Source organism: Streptomyces sp. 11x1 (genome assembly GCF_032598905.1).
Lineage (GTDB): Bacteria > Actinomycetota > Actinomycetes > Streptomycetales > Streptomycetaceae > Streptomyces.
Map to the genome: position 1 here is coordinate 1,965,486 of NZ_CP122458.1, position 15,369 is coordinate 1,980,854.

The 15,369-nt window shown below is 71.3% G+C and carries 20 protein-coding genes and 3 pseudogenes; 15 read left to right on the forward strand and 8 right to left on the reverse strand.

Annotated features, from left to right (window positions below):
• Window positions 1-11: 11 nt before the first annotated feature.
• The 9 genes from P8T65_RS08715 to P8T65_RS08755 all read left to right on the forward strand — a co-directional run bounded on the left by P8T65_RS08715 (window position 12) and on the right by P8T65_RS08755 (window position 6,667).
• A complete protein-coding gene (locus P8T65_RS08715; protein ID WP_316724794.1) occupies window positions 12-326 on the forward strand; it encodes a rhodanese-like domain-containing protein in 315 nt (104 codons plus the stop codon).
• Between the two features lie 46 nt (window positions 327-372).
• Window positions 373-1,602, forward strand: a complete 1,230-nt coding sequence (locus tag P8T65_RS08720) for an FAD/NAD(P)-binding oxidoreductase (RefSeq protein WP_316724796.1) — start codon at window positions 373-375, stop codon at window positions 1,600-1,602.
• A 130-nt stretch (window positions 1,603-1,732) separates the two neighbouring features.
• Entirely contained in the window at window positions 1,733-3,118 is a 1,386-nt protein-coding gene (locus P8T65_RS08725; protein WP_316724797.1) for an MBL fold metallo-hydrolase, read from the forward strand.
• A gap of 78 nt (window positions 3,119-3,196) precedes the next feature.
• Entirely contained in the window at window positions 3,197-3,778 is a 582-nt protein-coding gene (locus tag P8T65_RS08730) for a rhodanese-like domain-containing protein (RefSeq protein WP_316724798.1), read from the forward strand.
• On the forward strand, window positions 3,775-4,746 hold the full coding sequence (locus tag P8T65_RS08735) for a sulfite exporter TauE/SafE family protein (protein ID WP_316724799.1): 972 nt from the start codon (window positions 3,775-3,777) through the stop codon (window positions 4,744-4,746). Before P8T65_RS08730 ends, P8T65_RS08735 begins: the two co-directional genes overlap by 4 nt.
• Before the next feature lie 45 nt (window positions 4,747-4,791).
• On the forward strand, window positions 4,792-5,088 hold the full coding sequence (locus P8T65_RS08740) for a metal-sensitive transcriptional regulator (RefSeq protein ID WP_316724800.1): 297 nt from the start codon (window positions 4,792-4,794) through the stop codon (window positions 5,086-5,088).
• Window positions 5,089-5,123: 35 nt separating this feature from the next.
• Window positions 5,124-5,423 carry a three-helix bundle dimerization domain-containing protein gene (locus tag P8T65_RS08745; protein ID WP_316724801.1) on the forward strand — a complete coding sequence of 100 codons (300 nt, stop codon included), beginning with the start codon at window positions 5,124-5,126 and terminating at the stop codon, window positions 5,421-5,423.
• 183 nt (window positions 5,424-5,606) lie between these two features.
• Window positions 5,607-6,212 (forward strand): class I SAM-dependent methyltransferase, encoded by a 606-nt coding sequence (locus P8T65_RS08750; protein ID WP_316724802.1) that lies wholly within the window; start codon window positions 5,607-5,609, stop codon window positions 6,210-6,212.
• 170 nt (window positions 6,213-6,382) lie between these two features.
• Window positions 6,383-6,667 carry a hypothetical protein gene (locus P8T65_RS08755; RefSeq protein WP_316724803.1) on the forward strand — a complete coding sequence of 95 codons (285 nt, stop codon included), beginning with the start codon at window positions 6,383-6,385 and terminating at the stop codon, window positions 6,665-6,667.
• On the opposite strand, the pseudogene P8T65_RS08760 reads toward P8T65_RS08755, so the two are convergent.
• The 4 genes and pseudogenes from P8T65_RS08760 to P8T65_RS08775 all read right to left on the reverse strand — a co-directional run.
• Window positions 6,653-7,045 (reverse strand): annotated as a pseudogene (locus P8T65_RS08760) (PIG-L deacetylase family protein); the annotation flags it as partial. The gene P8T65_RS08755 and the pseudogene P8T65_RS08760 sit on opposite strands and share 15 nt — an antisense overlap.
• Before the next feature lie 153 nt (window positions 7,046-7,198).
• On the reverse strand, window positions 7,199-7,672 hold the full coding sequence (locus tag P8T65_RS08765; RefSeq protein ID WP_316724804.1) for a DsrE/DsrF/DrsH-like family protein: 474 nt from the start codon (window positions 7,670-7,672) through the stop codon (window positions 7,199-7,201).
• Window positions 7,673-7,687: 15 nt separating this feature from the next.
• Window positions 7,688-8,005: a TusE/DsrC/DsvC family sulfur relay protein gene (locus P8T65_RS08770; protein WP_316724806.1), complete on the reverse strand. Its 318-nt coding sequence runs from the start codon at window positions 8,003-8,005 to the stop codon at window positions 7,688-7,690.
• A gap of 54 nt (window positions 8,006-8,059) precedes the next feature.
• Window positions 8,060-9,301, reverse strand: coding sequence for an FAD/NAD(P)-binding oxidoreductase (locus P8T65_RS08775; RefSeq protein ID WP_316724808.1), 1,242 nt, complete (start codon window positions 9,299-9,301; stop codon window positions 8,060-8,062).
• 275 nt (window positions 9,302-9,576) lie between these two features.
• On the opposite strand from P8T65_RS08775, the gene P8T65_RS08780 reads away from it, so the two are divergent.
• The 5 genes and pseudogenes from P8T65_RS08780 (at window position 9,577) to P8T65_RS08800 (ending at window position 11,769) form a co-directional block, all read left to right on the forward strand.
• A complete protein-coding gene (locus P8T65_RS08780) occupies window positions 9,577-10,029 on the forward strand; it encodes an OsmC family protein (RefSeq protein WP_316724809.1) in 453 nt (150 codons plus the stop codon).
• A gap of 121 nt (window positions 10,030-10,150) precedes the next feature.
• Window positions 10,151-10,312: a hypothetical protein gene (locus P8T65_RS08785; protein ID WP_316724811.1), complete on the forward strand. Its 162-nt coding sequence runs from the start codon at window positions 10,151-10,153 to the stop codon at window positions 10,310-10,312.
• 62 nt (window positions 10,313-10,374) lie between these two features.
• Window positions 10,375-10,596, forward strand: a pseudogene (locus P8T65_RS08790) (aminotransferase class V-fold PLP-dependent enzyme); the annotation flags it as partial.
• A 146-nt stretch (window positions 10,597-10,742) separates the two neighbouring features.
• A pseudogene (locus P8T65_RS08795) lies at window positions 10,743-11,021 on the forward strand (aminotransferase class V-fold PLP-dependent enzyme); the annotation flags it as partial.
• 376 nt (window positions 11,022-11,397) lie between these two features.
• A complete protein-coding gene (locus tag P8T65_RS08800) occupies window positions 11,398-11,769 on the forward strand; it encodes a thioredoxin domain-containing protein (protein WP_316724812.1) in 372 nt (123 codons plus the stop codon).
• 47 nt (window positions 11,770-11,816) lie between these two features.
• Here the strand turns inward: P8T65_RS08800 and P8T65_RS08805 are convergent, their stop codons facing one another.
• The gene (locus P8T65_RS08805) at window positions 11,817-12,404 is read right to left on the reverse strand and encodes a rhodanese-like domain-containing protein (RefSeq protein ID WP_316724813.1); all 588 of its coding nucleotides are present in this window, start codon (window positions 12,402-12,404) and stop codon (window positions 11,817-11,819) included.
• Window positions 12,405-12,485: 81 nt separating this feature from the next.
• Here P8T65_RS08805 and P8T65_RS08810 point away from each other — a divergent pair, with 81 nt between their 5' ends.
• Window positions 12,486-12,773: a metal-sensitive transcriptional regulator gene (locus P8T65_RS08810; RefSeq protein WP_316724814.1), complete on the forward strand. Its 288-nt coding sequence runs from the start codon at window positions 12,486-12,488 to the stop codon at window positions 12,771-12,773.
• A 21-nt stretch (window positions 12,774-12,794) separates the two neighbouring features.
• Here P8T65_RS08810 and P8T65_RS08815 read toward each other — a convergent pair whose 3' ends face one another.
• From P8T65_RS08815 to P8T65_RS08825, 3 genes are all read right to left on the reverse strand, one after another.
• Entirely contained in the window at window positions 12,795-13,541 is a 747-nt protein-coding gene (locus P8T65_RS08815) for a sulfite exporter TauE/SafE family protein (protein ID WP_316724815.1), read from the reverse strand.
• Window positions 13,538-13,924 (reverse strand): rhodanese-like domain-containing protein, encoded by a 387-nt coding sequence (locus tag P8T65_RS08820; RefSeq protein ID WP_316724817.1) that lies wholly within the window; start codon window positions 13,922-13,924, stop codon window positions 13,538-13,540. Before P8T65_RS08820 ends, P8T65_RS08815 begins: the two co-directional genes overlap by 4 nt.
• A gap of 69 nt (window positions 13,925-13,993) precedes the next feature.
• Window positions 13,994-15,349, reverse strand: coding sequence for an MBL fold metallo-hydrolase (locus tag P8T65_RS08825; RefSeq protein ID WP_316724819.1), 1,356 nt, complete (start codon window positions 15,347-15,349; stop codon window positions 13,994-13,996).
• Window positions 15,350-15,369: the final 20 nt, after the last annotated feature.

The window sequence follows — 15,369 nt, forward strand, 5'->3', positions numbered from 1 at the left end:
TGGCTCGTGAAGTGACACAGGAAGCATTCGCGGCGGCCTGGGCCGAGGGAGCGCTCGTGGTCGACGTACGGGAAGCCGACGAGTACGCCGCCGGGCACGTGCCCGGCGCCCGCCTGATGGCGCTGCGCACCGTCCCCACGCGCTGCGGCGAACTGCCCAGCGGCCGCCCGGTGTTCGTGATCTGCGCCAGCGGAAACCGCAGCAAGTCGGCTGCCGACTGGATGAACACCTACGGCATCGACGCCTACTCCGTGACCGGCGGCACCGGTGCCTGGGCCCGCGCCGGACGTCCCGTCGCGGCCGGTTCCCACGAGCACGCCGCCTGACCCCGCCCGACACCCGTACGACGGCCAGCCGGAAAGGAGCACCGCCTTGGCCGCCACACCCTCCCCCACCGACACTCCGATCCGCGGACGCCACCGCGTCGCCGTGATCGGCGGCGGCAGCGCCGGCATCAGCGTCGCCGCCCGCCTGCGCCGCGCCGGCGTCAGCGACATCACCCTGATCGAACCGTCCGACACCCACTGGTACCAGCCGCTGTGGACCCTGGTCGGCGGCGGCCAGGCCCCCCTGCGCAGCAGCCGCCGCCCTGAGGGGTCGGTCGTCCCGGACGGCGTGCGCTGGATCCGCCGCCGAGCCCTGGCCGTCGACCCCGACACGCGCAACGTGACCCTGTCCGGCGGTGCAGAACTCACCTACGAACATCTGGTGATGGCGCCGGGTCTCCAGCTGGACTGGGACGGCGTCCCCGGTCTCGACGAGGCCGTGGGGCACGACCAGGTGAGCAGCAACTACGCGCCCGAGTACGCCCCGCGCACCTGGGAACTGATCCGCGCGATGCGCTCGGGCACGGCCGTCTTCACCCACCCGGCGACGCCGCTGAAGTGCGGCGGCGCCCCGCAGAAGATCGCCTATCTGGCCGCGGACCACTGGCGCAGGCGGAAAGTCCTCGACGACATCCGGATCATCCTCGTCATCCCCGATCCTGCGATGTTCAAAGTGCCCGCCTGGACGCAGGTCCTGGAGAAGGTCGCCGCGCGGTACGGCATCGAGGTGCGGCTGCGCTCCGAGATGACCGCCATCGACGGCGACGCCCGCGAGGTCACGGTCACCGACCACGCCAGCGGCACCAAAGAGATCATCGACTACGACCTCCTGCACGCCGTGCCGCCGCAGAGCGCACCCGACTGGGTCAAGGCGAGTCCGCTCGCCGACCCGGCGAGCCCGCAGGGGTTCGTGACCGTCGACAAGCACACCCTCCAACACCCCGCCTACGCCGAGGTCTTCGCACTCGGGGACGTGGCGAACCTGCCCACCTCCAAGACCGGTGCCGCGGTGCGCAAACAGGCCCCGGTGGTCGCGGCGAACCTGCTCGACGTCATCAACGGCCGTACGCCGTCGCACCGTTACAACGGCTACACGTCCTGCCCGCTGGTGACGGCCCGCGACCGGATGCTGCTCGCCGAGTTCGACTACGACCTCAACCCCACGCCCTCCTTCCCGCTGCTCGACCCGTTCAAGGAGCGGCGCACGATGTGGGCGTTCAAGCGGTACGGCCTGCCACCGATCTACTGGCACGGCATGCTCACCGGCCGCCTCTGACCGGTCGGCCCGGGCCTCCCCCGACCCGGGCCGGCCACCATCCCGTCCTCGTCCTCCTGCAAGGGCGGACCAGACCCTTCTATATACCCCCCTGGGTATTGAACCCAGTCGACACGGAGGTCACCCGACCATGTTCTTCGCCCAGTACTACCTCGACTGCCTCTCCCAGGCGTCTTACATGATCGCCGACGAAAGCACCGGCAAGGCCGTCGTCGTCGACCCGCGCCGCGACGTCTCCGAATACCTCACCGACGCCGCCGAACACGGTTTCACCATCGAGGCGGTCATCAACACCCACTTCCACGCCGACTTCCTCGCCGGCCACCTGGAACTCGCCGACCGGACCGGCGCCTGGATCGGCTACGGGCAGCGCGCCGAGGCCGAATACCCCATCCACAAGCTGGTCGACGGCGAACGCATCACCCTCGGCGACGTCCAGCTCCAGATCCTCGAAACCCCAGGCCACACCCCGGAGTCGATCAGCGTCCTGGTGTACGAGCACGCCGACGACACCCTCCCCTACGGGGTGCTGACCGGCGACGCGCTGTTCATCGGCGACGTCGGCCGGCCCGACCTGCTCGCCTCGATCGGCGTCACCGCCGACGAACTCGGCCGCATGCTCTACAACACCATCCAGCACAAGTTGATGGACCTCCCGGACGCGGTCCGGGTCTTCCCCGCGCACGGCGCCGGATCCGCCTGCGGCAAGAACCTCTCCACCCAGCGCCAGTCCACCATCGGCGAGCAGCGCGCCACCAACTACGCCTGCCGGCCCATGAGCGAGGAGAAATTCGTGTCGCTGGTGACCGAGGGCCAGCCGTCCGCGCCCGCCTACTTCGTCTACGACGCCATCCTCAACCGCAAGGAACACGGCCTGTTCGACGCGGCCGCAGCACCCCGCCCGCTGTCCGTGGAGGAGTTCATGGAGCGGCGCGCGCTCGGAGCGGTCATCCTCGACGCCCGTTCCCCGCAGGACTTCACGCCCGGGTATCTGCGCGGCTCGATCAACGTCCCCGCCGACGGTCGCTTCGCCGAGCAGTCCGGCATGGTCGTCGCCCCCGAACAGGACGTCCTCGTCATCGCGCCGCAGGACCGCGAGGAGGAGGTCGTCACCCGGCTCGCCCGGATCGGCTTCGACAAGGTCGGCGGCTACCTGCGCGAGCCCGAGGGAGCCTTCCCCGCCCTGGCCGACGAGATGGAACAGGCCAGTCGCCTGACCGCCGACGACCTGCGCCGCCTGCTGGACGGCGACGCACCCCCGCTGGTGCTCGACGTGCGCAACACCGCCGAGCGCGAAGAGGGCTTCATCGAGGGCTCGTTGCACATCCCGCTGGCCGAACTCGCCCGCCGTATCGAGGAGATCCCGGCCGGCCGGCCGCTGGTCGTCCACTGCGCGGGCGGCCACCGCTCCTCCATCGCCGCCAGCCTGCTGCGCCACAAGGGCCGCCCCGACGTCTCCGACCTGCTCGGCGGATACGGCGCCTGGCTCGCCCTGCCCGCAGCCGCCGACGTCTGACACCCCGCTCCCGGGGCGGCGGTCGGGCGAACCGGCCGCCGCCCCGCCCGACCGCCACGAAAACACCAGGAAGCCCCGATGAACCTCCGCACCGACACACCACGCCTCGAACCCGCCGCCCTGCGCGACCTGACCCGATCCGGCGAGGGCCCGCGCCTGCTGGACGTGCGCACGCCCGGCGAGTTCCGCACCTCCCACATCCCCGGCTCCTACAACGTCCCCCTCGACACCCTGCGCGAACACCGCGCCGAACTGCTCCACCACCTCGACGAGGACGTCATACTCATCTGCCGCTCCGGGGCCCGCGCCGCCCAAGCCGAACAGGCCCTCGCCGAAGCAGGACTGCCCAACCTGCGCGTCCTCGACGGCGGCGTCGTGGCCTGGGAGTCCTGCGGCGGCCCGCTCACCCGCGGCCCGGAGCGCTGGGACCTGGAACGCCAGGTCCGACTCGTCGCCGGAACCCTCGTCCTGCTGACCGGCGTCGCGGGCCTGTTCGTGCCCGGACTGCACCTGATCGGCACCGCCGTCGGTGCCGGGCTGACCATCGCCGCGCTCACCAACACCTGCGCCATGGGAATGCTGCTGTCGAAGCTGCCCTACAACCGCGGCCCGCGCACCGACCTCGACACGGTCGTCGCCGCCCTGCGGGGCACGCCATGATCGCCGTCGTCATCGCCGCGTCCCTGCTCATCGGCGTCAGTCTCGGTGTACTGGGCGGCGGCGGGTCCATCCTGACCGTGCCCATCCTGGTCTACCTGGCCGGCATGGAGACCAAAGAGGCCATCGCCACCTCGCTGTTCGTCGTCGGCGTCACCAGTGCCGCCGGCGTCGTCTCCCACGCGCGGGCCGGACGCGTCCGCTGGCGTACCGGGCTGCTGTTCGGCCTGGCCGGCATGACCGGCGCCTACGCGGGCGGACGGCTCGCCGAGTTCATCCCCGGCGGCATCCTGCTCATCGCCTTCGCCCTCATGATGATCGCCACCGCCGTCGCCATGATCCGCGGTCGCCGCCAGACGCCGAAGAAGGCCCACCACGAACTGCCCGTCCCGCATGTCCTGCTCGACGGCATCGTCGTGGGACTGGTCACCGGGCTGGTCGGCGCCGGTGGAGGCTTCCTCGTCGTCCCCGCGCTCGCCCTGCTCGGCGGGCTGCCGATGACCGTCGCGGTCGGCACCTCCCTGCTGGTCATCGCCATGAAGTCGTTCGCCGGGCTGGCCGGATACCTCGCGAGCGTGCACATCGACTGGGGCTTCGCCGCCCTCGTCACAGCGACCGCCGTCGTCGGCAGCCTCATCGGCGGCCTGCTCGCCGGGCGCATCCCGCAGGACGCGCTGCGCAAGTCCTTCGGCTGGTTCGTCGCCGTCATGGGCGTCTTCGTCCTCAGCCAGCAGACCGGCTCCGATCTGCGCCACACCCTGCTGACCAGCCCCTGGACATGGGCCTCCGTGGCCGCGACGGCAGGGGTCGCGTTCAGCTGGTACATGCTGGGGCGCTCCGACCGAACGCCGGAGCGGACGGGCGACACCCCGGCGGTGCCGGATGGCGCAACCGAACCTGTGGTCTCGCTCGCCGTCCGTGCCGAGACCGCGCGCGGCAACGGCGTCAGCGCGTCGCCGCAGGACACCTAGGTACGCGGTACACGCTCCCCGAACCCGGCCCCGAGGTGGTGTCCGGTGCACACCACCGAAGTAGTGAACACCGACGACAAGGAAGCGGACTCGTGGGCCGAGGTACTCAACCGGCTGCGACGGGCCCAGGGACAACGGGCCGCGGTCATCACCATGATCGAGGCGGACCGCGACCGCAAGGACGTCGTCAACCAGCCGGCCGCGGTCACCCACGCCCTGGACCGGGCCGGTTTCAAGACAGTGGCGGGCGGCATCCGCCAGTGCCTCACCGAACAGCACCCGGGACACGTCCCGCCGCTGAGCGAGGCCGAACCGGAGAAGCTGTACCTGACGCTCGCCTGACCCGGACGCCGTGATCCCATCTCAGGGGATGCAAGGTGATCTCCCGCGCCGTCGTCACCGACCGGTCCGTCCAGCCCGGCAAACACTGCCCCGACACTCGACCGACCCACCTTCCGGCACCGGCAGCGGAGCAGCGCGCCCGCCAGGATGTCCAGGAGCGGCTCGCATACCGATTCCCGGACCTCCCGTCCGAGACACCGGCGACGACAGCGACGGAGGCGTTCGCGTTCTTCGTCGACGCGCACGTACGGCACTACGTTCCCGTCCTGACCTTCAAACGTGCCGCGGGGCAGCTGTCCGAACGCCTCGCCACCCCGGACGAGAGAGGCGACTAGATGTGAAACCGACCCCGAAATGCGTACTGGACCGATCCCGCCCCTGCAACGCCTGCATCGCCCCGGACCCCAGCAGCTGTCCTTATCCTTATCTGCTCGCGGGGGGGGACGACACGATGGACCCGGACGGCGGCATCGACCCGACCGACGAGCCCGCGCACGCGGAGAAATGAGGCGCAGGACATGGACGCGGCGACCTGGGACGAGCGCTACCGCGGCAGGGAACTGGTCTGGAAGGCGGAGCCCAACCGCTTCGTCGCCGAGGAGCTGGCCGGTCTGAAGCCGTCCGGACGGGCGGTGGACCTCGCCGCCGGCGAAGGCCGCAACGCGGTCTGGCTCGCCGAACAGGGCTGGGAGGTGGACGCAGTCGACTTCTCCGCCGTGGCCCTGGAGAAGGCCGGGCGGCTGGCCGTCGACCGCGGTGTACGGCTGCACACCGTCCACGCCGATCTCACCCTCTGGGCGCCCGCGGAGGCGACGTATGACCTGGCGTTGATCGCGTACCTGCACCTGCCGTGGCCAGAGATGGCCGAGGTGCTGCCCCGGGCCGCCGCTGCCGTCCGCTCGGGCGGCACCCTGTTGCTCGTCGGTCACGACGCGGCCAACCCCGAGCACGGATACGGCGGCCCGCAGGACCCGCGCGTGCTCTACACCGCCGAGCAGGTCGCCGACCTGTGGCGGCCGTACGCCGACATCCTGCGGGCCGAGACGGCCTCCCGGCGGGTGACCGACGCCGAGGGCGGCAGCCGCACGGCCCTCGACGCACTCGTCCACGCCGTGCGGAGATGACACCGGTCGGCGCGTCACGACGGCATGTGCACGAGGGGAACAACGCGGCCTCGCCGACTGCTGACGCTTATACCCCTCCGGGTATTCAATCATCGACGACACCTCTGTCGCGGACAACACCCGCCGGGGACCGTCACCCAACCCGGCGGAGGAGCGTGAGGACAATGGCGATGGCAGGACATGACCGACCCCCGGCGAACGAGGACAGTTGCGTCGTGACCGCCTGCGGGCGCAGGATCGCCGTGCGATTCCTGCGGCTCGCACCCGCGGAGCGACCCATCGGCCGGGTCACCTTGGACGTGGGCCGCGACCAGGGCGGCGAGCCGGGCGCATGGGCGGCACTCACCGCCGGCGAGGCACGTGACCTGGCCCACCTGCTCCTCCTGCACGCCGGCCTCGCCGAGCACGGCACCGAACCCGTCGGACCGACACGCGAGGACTCACCCAGGTACTGACTCGGGCGCGTGGAGGAAGGACGTACCGAACTCGGTGTCCAGCCGTTCCTCCACGTCCCGCGGCAGGGTCCACCCCAGGACGACGACGCCCGTCCCGTGGGCGGCGAGCAGCACGGCGCTGGTGGCCCGTTGCTGGTCCCGGTGCCCGGTGGCGCCCCCCGTGTCGAACACCCGCAGGTGGGTGGGACGGTGCTCGCCGATGAGGCGGGTCACCTCCGCGGCGGGCCGGGGCACCGGCACGTCGTCGAGCGCCCCGTCCGGGTGCCCGGCCAGTTCCACGCGCTCGACACCCAGTTCCCTTGCCGCGCTGGCGAGTTCGCCCGCCCGCACGGTGCGCAGGTCGCCGGGCCTGCCGTGCAGGGTGGACGCCTCGCCATGGGTGAAGCAGAGGCGGCCGTGGGCACACCGGAGGCGGACAGCAGGGCGAGCAGGCCACCCAGGCCGAACGACTCGTCGTCGGGGTGGGCGACCACCGCCGACACCCGCCGCATCCCGTCCGGCAGGCCGCGCCCGGCACCTGTGCCGGCCATCTCAGGTGTAGATGATCTGGCTGCCGGCCGCGTGCTCGTAGAACTCGCCGACGGTGATGATGCCCTGGACCTGCTCGACCAGGTCGTCCTTGTCGAGTTCGAAGAGGTCGACGGATGCCTTGCAGGCGTAGATGCCCGCGCCGGTGTCGGCGATCATCTCGATGAACTCCGGGATCGGAGGGATGTCGAGCTTGTCCATCTTGCGTTCCATGTAGCGGGTGACCAGGTCCGGGACCCCCGGCATGCCGCCCAGCAGAGTCGGCAGGTGCAGGCCGGGGTTGCCGACGGTGGCCAGCTTGATGTGCTCCCAGCGCTTCTTCGTGATGGCGTCCAGGCCGAAGAAGGTGAAGAACAGGTCGGCCTCGATGCCTTCGGCGCGGGCGCCGTTGGCCATGATCAGGGCGGGGTAGATCCCTTCCAGGGAGCCCTTGGAGACGATGATCGAGACCTTCTCGATCGTGGCGGCACCGGTCATGACGGCTCACGCTCCTCAGATGCAGCCGCGGGGCTTGGGGATCCCGGCGATCTTCGCGGCCGTCTTCGCCGGGCCCTTGGGGAAGAGCTGGTAGAGCTCCTTGACGCCTACACCGGATGCCTTGCCGAGGACGCGCACGGTGGGGCCGGTGCCCTTGGCCGCGTACTGCTCGCGCATGAAGCGGATGACCGTCCAGTGCCGGTCGGTCAACTGCTCGATGCCGGACTCCTTGGCGATCTGTTCGGCCATCGGCTCGGTCCACCGGTCGGGATCGGTGAAGAAGCCCTCGTCGTCGATCGGGACCGGGGTGTCGGCGTAGGTGATGGTGGGCATGGCGGGGTCCTCTCCCCTCGAACGGACATGCGGCCTCGGACGGACACATGATTCTCAGTCGAATACGCGGCGTTTGCCGTGCTCCGGCATCGCCGAGCCGATCCCGGGCAGCTCCCGGCCGGGCAGCAGGCTGTGCCAGTACAGCCACTCGAAGGCGAGCTTGCCGAGATGGTTCGCGTGCGACTCCTTCAGCAGCGGCAGACCGACCGGACCCGGGAAGTGACCGGGCAGCGGCTCGGTGTCGTAGTTGAAGTCGATCAGCAGCGCCCTGTGGAAGCCGGTCTCCACGAAGCAGTTGGCATGCCCGTCGAAGGAGGCGTCCAGCGGCTGCCCGGCGAGGAAGCGGCCGATGTTGTGCACCAGCACCTCACCCTCGAAGTGGGCCACCGACCCCGCCTTGGACGCCGGCAGACCCGCCGCATCGCCGATCGCGAACACCTCGGGACGGCCCGGGAGTTGCAGGGTGTGCGGGTCGACGGGGACGAAGCCGAGTTCGTCGCCCAGACCCTCGGAACGCTCCACGTACTCCGCGCCCCCGTGCAGCGGCACCACGACGGCCAGGTCGAAGGGCACCTCGCGCTCGTCGTACGACACCAGCCGCCCGCGTTCGCCGTCGACCTCGCCGAGGGTGAACTCCGTGACCAGCTCGATGCCCTTGTCCCTGAGCAGCCCGCCCAGCGCCCTGGCGGCGACCGGCTTGGTGAACGCCCCGTCGAGCGGGGTGGCGTACGTCAGCTCGACCTGGCCCCTGATGCCCCGGTGCCGGAAGTACCAGTCGGCCAGGAACGCGAACTCCAAGGGCGCGACGGGGCACTTGAGGGGCAGGTCGGCGACATCTATTGCCAGGCGGCCACCCTCGAAGCGTTCCAGCGCGTCGTGCAGACCGACGGCGCCGGGCAGGTCGTAGAAGGTGAAGACCTTCTCACCCCAGCCGGGGCCGGTCAGCCCCTCGGTCTCCTCCGGCAGCAGCCTGGCCCCGGTGGCGACCACGAGGACGTCGTACGGCAGCCGGATGCCACCGGCGAGGTGCACGGTCCGCGCGTCCAGGTCGACCCGATCGACGCTCGCCTGCTTGTAGTCGACGGCCGCGTCCAACTGCCGGGGACGGGAACGCACCAGGTGATGCGGCTGGGCCAGCCCGAACGGCACGAAGAGCAGGCCGGGCTGGTAGACGTGGTCGCCGTCCTGGTCGACCACGGTGATCCGGTGCTCGCTCGCACCGTGTGTGCGGCACAGCCGGTTCGCCGTCATGGTGCCGGCGGTTCCGCCGCCGAGAACCACTATGTGTTTGCCCATGCCCCCACTGTCGTGCGGACGATGACGGACGGTCATGGGCCACTGGTCCCCACCTGAGTACCCACCCGGGTATGTCTTCGACCGGGCCCACTGGCCCCAGGACCCATGTGCCCGCCGTGAACACCCTGACAAAATACCCAGCAGGGTATATTGACGCACCAGCAGGCGCGTGGGCCGAACGGTCCCCGACGCACCCCGTCGGCCCCTCACTCCATCCCGCGCTCAGCGGTCGACTGGAGTCCGGAGCAGTCGACACCAGAGAGAGGGGCCCGGCCATGACCGGCAGCACACCTCAGACCCTCGGCACGGGCCACCCTCAGTCCGAGGACATGCATCGCATGGAGGTCATTCACGTCGAAGGCGACGCCTACACCGTGGACGTCCGCGGACACCGCCTCCATGTCGACCAGCCCCTGGAGGCGGGCGGCACGGACACCGCACCCACCCCCACCGAGCTCTTCGCGGTCTCCGTGGCCACCTGCGTGGCGTTCTACGCGGGCCGCTACCTCCACCGGCACGGCCTGCCCCGCACCGGGCTGCGCGTCCGCACGGACTTCACCATGGCCACCGACCGCCCGGCCCGGGTCGCCTCCCTGCGCCTTGTCATCGTCCCGCCGCCGGAACTGCCCGAGCAGCGGCGTGCGGCCCTGCTGGCCGTGGCCTCGCACTGCACGGTCCACAACACCCTCCACCAGCCGCCCCAGATCGACATCGAGCTGACGCCATGAGTACGACCTCGGCGACGACGAGATCCTGGAGGGCCCCTACGGCCCGAACCGGATCGCCTACGCCGACTACACCGCATCCGGACGCTCCCTGGACTTCGTCGAGGACTTCGTCCGTGAGCAGGTGCTGCCGCGCTACGGCAACACCCACACCGAAAGCTCCAGCACCGGGCTGCAGACCACCCGGCTGCGCGAGGACGCCCGCCGGATCATCCGGGACGCGGTCGGCGGCACCGAGCGCGATCTGGTGATCTTCTGCGGATCAGGGGCCCGGTCAACAAGCTGATCGGCATCCTCCAGCTGCGCCGCCCGGACCGCCCGGCGCCGGACGAGCGGCCGGTGGTGTTCGTGGGCCCCTACGAGCACCACTCCAACGAACTGCCCTGGCGCGAATCCATCGCCGACGTCGTGGTCATCGACGAGGACGCCGACGGCCACATCGATCTCACCGAACTCGAAGCAGGGCTACGGCGGTACGCCGACCGTCCACTGCTGATCGGCAGCTTCTCCGCCGCGTCCGACGTCACCGGCATCCTCACCGACACCGACCGCATCACGCGTCTGCTGCACGTGTACGGCGCGCCGCCCTTCTGGGACTACGCGGCGGCGGCACCGTACATCCCGATCCAGCCGAGAGCTCGCCGGGGGCCGGGAACCACAAGGACGCGCTGTCCCTGTCCCCGCACAAGTTCGTCGGCGGTCCGCAGACCCCGGGGATGCTGGTCGTCCGGCGCGAGCTGGTGCGCAACCGGGTGCCCGCGGCTCCCGGCGGCGGCACGGTCGCCTTCGTCGACCCGCTCGGCCACCGCTATCTCGACGACCCGGTGGCCCGGGAGGAGGGCGGCACCCCCGCGATCGTGGAGTCCATCCGGGCCGGACTGGTCTTCGCCCTCAAGCAGGCGGTGGGAACCGAGACCATCCAGGTCGCGGAGGAACGCCACTGGCGGCGCGCGCTCTCGGTCCGGGAGAGCAACCGCGGCATCGAGATCCTCGGCGACCACCACGCCCGTCGGCTGTCCATCGTCTCTTTCCGGATCCGCCACGGAGAGCACTCCTGTCTGCACCACAACTACGTCGTGGCGACGGCATCAAGCCCGGCTGGGCCCGCGTCAACTTCAACTACTCCGCTCCGTCTGCCCGCGATCACCGACTGGGCGAAGAGGCGCCGGCCGGTCAACTCGCCCGTGCCCGCGCGGTACTGGCCACTCGTCCGACCGGCTCGACGACGGCCCCACCGGGCTGCCGGCCGACTTCGAGCGCATGCGCTGGTTCCCGCTCCCGCCCGCCTGCGTGGAACAAACCCGCACCGGCACCGGTTGAACCGAACAGACACAGATACCCCACCGGGTATACAGGAGCGGAGGGAAACCCATGCCGACCGTCGAACTGACCAAGGACAACTTCGAGGAGACCGTCACCGGCTCCGACATCCTGCTGATCGACTTCTGGGCCGCCTGGTGCGGACCGTGCCGGATGTTCGGCCCCGTCTACGACAAGGCGTCCGAGCGCCACCCGGACATCGTCTTCGGCAAGGTCGACACCGAGGCGCAGCCCGAACTCGCCGGCGCCTTCCGGATCTCCTCCATCCCCACCCTGATGGCCGTCCGCGACCGGACAGTCCTGTATTCGCAGCCGGGCGCGCTGCCGCCGCAGGCGCTGGAGGAACTCATCGGGAAGATCCGCGCCGTCGACATGGACGACGTGCGCCGGAAGGCCGCCGCGGGCTCTGCGGAGGCGAGCTGACGCCCGGGACGCCCGCGAAGCATGAAGGGCGCCCCGGAACGTCGGGGTCAGCGAGTGCGAAGAGCAGCGAGCGCGGCGTCGAGGTCGGCCGCGCGCGGGCGGTTGTGCGGCAGCTTGCCGAGCACGACCGCCATGCCGCAGGTGTCGGTGAGAGCGGAGAAGACCAGGCCGCCAGCGACACCGGCCGAGATCAGCAGGAGGGCCGGATGCAGGAGCAGGCCGAGGACGAGGCCGAGGAGCACCAGGGCGCCGGCCGTGAACCGGACCTGGCGTTCCATGCTCCAGCCGGAACGGGTGTCACAGGCCGCCGGTGTGTGCAGATCGTGCCCCTCGGCGGCCCAGGCACCGGTGCCGCCGACGAGGGTCGCCGTGGTGACGCCCTGCTCGGCCAGGAGCTTGCAGGCGTTCTCGGAGCGGGCGCCTGAGGCGCACACGACGAGGACGTCGCCGCGCTCGGCGGCGTGCCGTATCTCCGGCAGCGCCCGTCGGACGTGGTCCAGGGGGATGTTGAGGGCGCCGGGCAGGTGGCCCGAGGCGTACTCGGCGGGCGTGCGCACGTCGATGACGGTCAGCTCGTGCAGCCGGGTGCGGGCCTGGTCCGCGCCGAGGGCGACGGGAGCGGGGGTGTTCGTCATGGCAGGTGTGATCCTTAATGGTCGACGCCGTCCCGAACCGGGACGTACAGTACCCCGAGGGGTATTTATCTAGGAGTGATCGTGGAACTGGAGCTTGAGGGTGCGGACCTGAAGGCCGTGCTGAACCGGCTGCGCCGGGCGCAGGGCCAGATCTCCGGTGTGATCCGGATGATCGAGGAGGGACGCGACTGCGAGGACGTCGTCACGCAGCTCGCCGCCGCCTCGCGTGCGCTGGACCGGGCTGGTTTCGCGATCATCGCGACGGGCCTGCAGCAGTGCGTGGCGGATATGGAGTCAGGTCGCAAGAACGGCGAGGACCCTGTGGCGATGCGCGCCCGGCTGGAGAAGTTGTTCCTGTCCCTGGCCTGAAGGTGCTCGCGGCGGCGGCCGTCACAGCAGCGCGTCGATCAGCATGAAGGCCGCCACGGCCAGCAGCACCAGCGCGAAGATCCGCTGCAGCGTGCGCCCGGAGACCTTCACGGCCAGCCGCTTGCCGTCCCAGGCGCCGAGAATCGCGGCCCCGATGAACGGGCCGACCACCGCCCAGTCCAGCCCCTCGACCGTGCCGGCCCGCATCGACAGTGCAGCCAGCGAGTTGACGGTGATGACCAGCAGGCTGGTGCCCACCGCCTCCCGCATCCGCATGCCCAGCACCCCCACCAGCGCCGGTACGGCGAGGAAGCCGCCGCCGACACCCAGGACACCGGTGACCGCACCGAGGCCGGCACCGGCCGCAGCCGCCCGCCCCGGCCGTACCGTCACGGCCCCCTCCGTAGCGGGCCGGGACCGCAGCATACGCACGGCGGCCGCTCCCGCGACGACACCGAACGCGGCCGTGAGTACGCCCGCCGGAACGCGTCCGGCGAGCGCGCCGCCCAGCATCGCCGGGCCGATCCCGGCCGCCGCGAACAGCAGCCCGGTACGCCAGTTCACGTGCTCGTCGCGAGCGTGCGCGACCAGCGCGGTGACCGAGGTGAGCGTGACGATGACCAGACTCGCGGTCGTCGCCCCGACCGGGCTGAAGCCGAGCAGGTAGATCAGCGCCGGGACGGCCAGGACACTGCCGCCGCCCCCCAGCGCACCGAGCGCCAGACCGATCACGGCCCCGGCGCCCAGGGCGAGGAGGAGAGCGCTCACGCGACCGTGCCGTTCCGACCACCCGCGTCGACCACCGGCAACCCCGCCTTGGCCCACTCCTGCATCCCGCCGACCACGTCGACGGCCTCCGAGCCGCGGGCGACGAGCAGTTCGGCGGCCTGCCGGGACCGGTTGCCGGAGCGGCAGATCACGATCAGGGGCCGCGCCTGCGCAGGTGCGGGCAGCCCCGCCCCGGCGGCCAGCGCCGACAGGGACAGGTGCACGGCGCGCGGCGCATGACCCGCCTGCCACTCGTAGGGCTCGCGCACGTCCAGCAGTACGGCGTCACCGCCGCCGTCGGCGTTGTCGTGCCCGGTGCGTGCGGCTGCCTCCTGCGCACTCACGCGCCCCGGGCCGCTGCGGGCCCGTCGGAAGATGCTCATCTCGGTTTCTGGCTCCTGTTCGTCACGTCGTCAGGGAAGATCGGCCGGCTCCCGCGGCGGCCGGCGTCGTCAGGGGGTCCGCAGGGCGAGTCCCGCCTTCTCGGCCGCGTCGAAGGAGTCGTCCACGGCGACGACGTCACGGCCCGAGGCGGCCAGCAGGGAGGCGGCGATCGCGGCGCGCATTCCGCCCGCGCAGTGCACCCACACCTGCCCGTCTGGCACCTCGTCGAGACGGCGGTGCAAGGTGTGGACCGGGATGTGCACCGAGCCCTCGACATATCCGTCGGCCCGCTCCGACGTCCGGCGCACGTCCAGGACGACGACGTCCGCGCCCCGTCCCGCAAGGTCGGCGAAGGTGCCCCTCGGGAAGGAAACCGGCTCCTCGCCCTCGCGCACCCAGTCGGCCGGGCCGCCCGTGGCCGCGGCGGCGGGGCGGTCGATGCCCACCCGGACCAGCTCCCGCTGGGCGGCGGCGAGTTGCGCGGGCGACTCGGCGAGCAGCGTGACCGGCTTGCCCCACGGGATCAGCCAGGCCAGATACGTGGCGAGCTGCCCCTCCACCTCGAAGTTGAAGGACCCGGAGACGTGCCCGGCGGCAAACGCGACCCGGTTGCGCAGATCGACCACCCACTCCCCCGCGTCCAGCCGCTCGGCGATCTCGTCGGCGTCCGCGACGGCGGGCGGGGTCAGGTCGACGGGCGCGGGTCCGGCGGCGTTGGCCGGGCCCATGTGCGTGTAGTAGGCGGGCACGTCGTCCAGGCCGGCCAGCAGATCGGCGACGAAGCTGTCGACATCCCGGGTGAGCGCCTCGTTGGACACCTTCTCCTTGCCGATGGTCGTGTCACTGCCCTCGGCCTGGGAGGACGAGCAGAAGCTGCCGAAGCCGTGCGTGGGCAGTACGGCGGTGTCGTCCGGGAGCTCGGCGGCCAGCCGGTGCGCGGACGCGTGCTGGGCACGGGCCAGGCGCTCCGTCAGCCGCGGCTCGACCAGGTCGGGCCGGCCGACGGTGCCGATGAGCAGGGACCCGCCGGTGAACACGGCGACCGCCGTGCCGTTCGCCTCCAGTACGTAGGAGGTGTGGTGCGGGGTGTGCCCGGGGGTGGCCAGCGCGCGCAGCGCCAGGCCGGTGTCGAGGGCCGTGACATCACCGTCGCGCACAGGTGTCCGCTCGAACGACACCCGCGCCCCGGCCGGCACGAGGTAGTCCGCACCCGCGATCCGGGCGAGCTCCAGGCCACCGGTGACGTAGTCGTTGTGCACGTGTGTCTCGACCACGTGCGAGATCCGCACCCCGCGCCGAGCCGCGGCCGCGATCATCTGATCGACGTCGCGGGGCGGATCGACCGCGACGGCCGTTCGCTCACCGCCGGCGAGATAGCCACGGTTGCCGAGCCCGGACACCTCGATCGTGTCGACGAAGAACACGCTGTGCTCCCTTCCAGCGA

Coding starts and splice junctions, on each gene's coding strand:
- P8T65_RS08775 (WP_316724808.1), bottom strand. CDS start 9,301: ATGGGCAAACACATAGTGGTTCTCGGCGGCGGAACCGCCGGCACCATG.
- P8T65_RS08765 (WP_316724804.1), bottom strand. CDS start 7,672: ATGACCGGTGCCGCCACGATCGAGAAGGTCTCGATCATCGTCTCCAAG.
- P8T65_RS08780 (WP_316724809.1), top strand. CDS start 9,577: ATGACCGGCAGCACACCTCAGACCCTCGGCACGGGCCACCCTCAGTCC.
- P8T65_RS08800 (WP_316724812.1), top strand. CDS start 11,398: ATGCCGACCGTCGAACTGACCAAGGACAACTTCGAGGAGACCGTCACC.
- P8T65_RS08750 (WP_316724802.1), top strand. CDS start 5,607: ATGGACGCGGCGACCTGGGACGAGCGCTACCGCGGCAGGGAACTGGTC.
- P8T65_RS08805 (WP_316724813.1), bottom strand. CDS start 12,404: ATGACGAACACCCCCGCTCCCGTCGCCCTCGGCGCGGACCAGGCCCGC.
- P8T65_RS08755 (WP_316724803.1), top strand. CDS start 6,383: ATGGCAGGACATGACCGACCCCCGGCGAACGAGGACAGTTGCGTCGTG.
- P8T65_RS08820 (WP_316724817.1), bottom strand. CDS start 13,924: ATGAGCATCTTCCGACGGGCCCGCAGCGGCCCGGGGCGCGTGAGTGCG.
- P8T65_RS08770 (WP_316724806.1), bottom strand. CDS start 8,005: ATGCCCACCATCACCTACGCCGACACCCCGGTCCCGATCGACGACGAG.
- P8T65_RS08730 (WP_316724798.1), top strand. CDS start 3,197: ATGAACCTCCGCACCGACACACCACGCCTCGAACCCGCCGCCCTGCGC.
- P8T65_RS08725 (WP_316724797.1), top strand. CDS start 1,733: ATGTTCTTCGCCCAGTACTACCTCGACTGCCTCTCCCAGGCGTCTTAC.
- P8T65_RS08735 (WP_316724799.1), top strand. CDS start 3,775: ATGATCGCCGTCGTCATCGCCGCGTCCCTGCTCATCGGCGTCAGTCTC.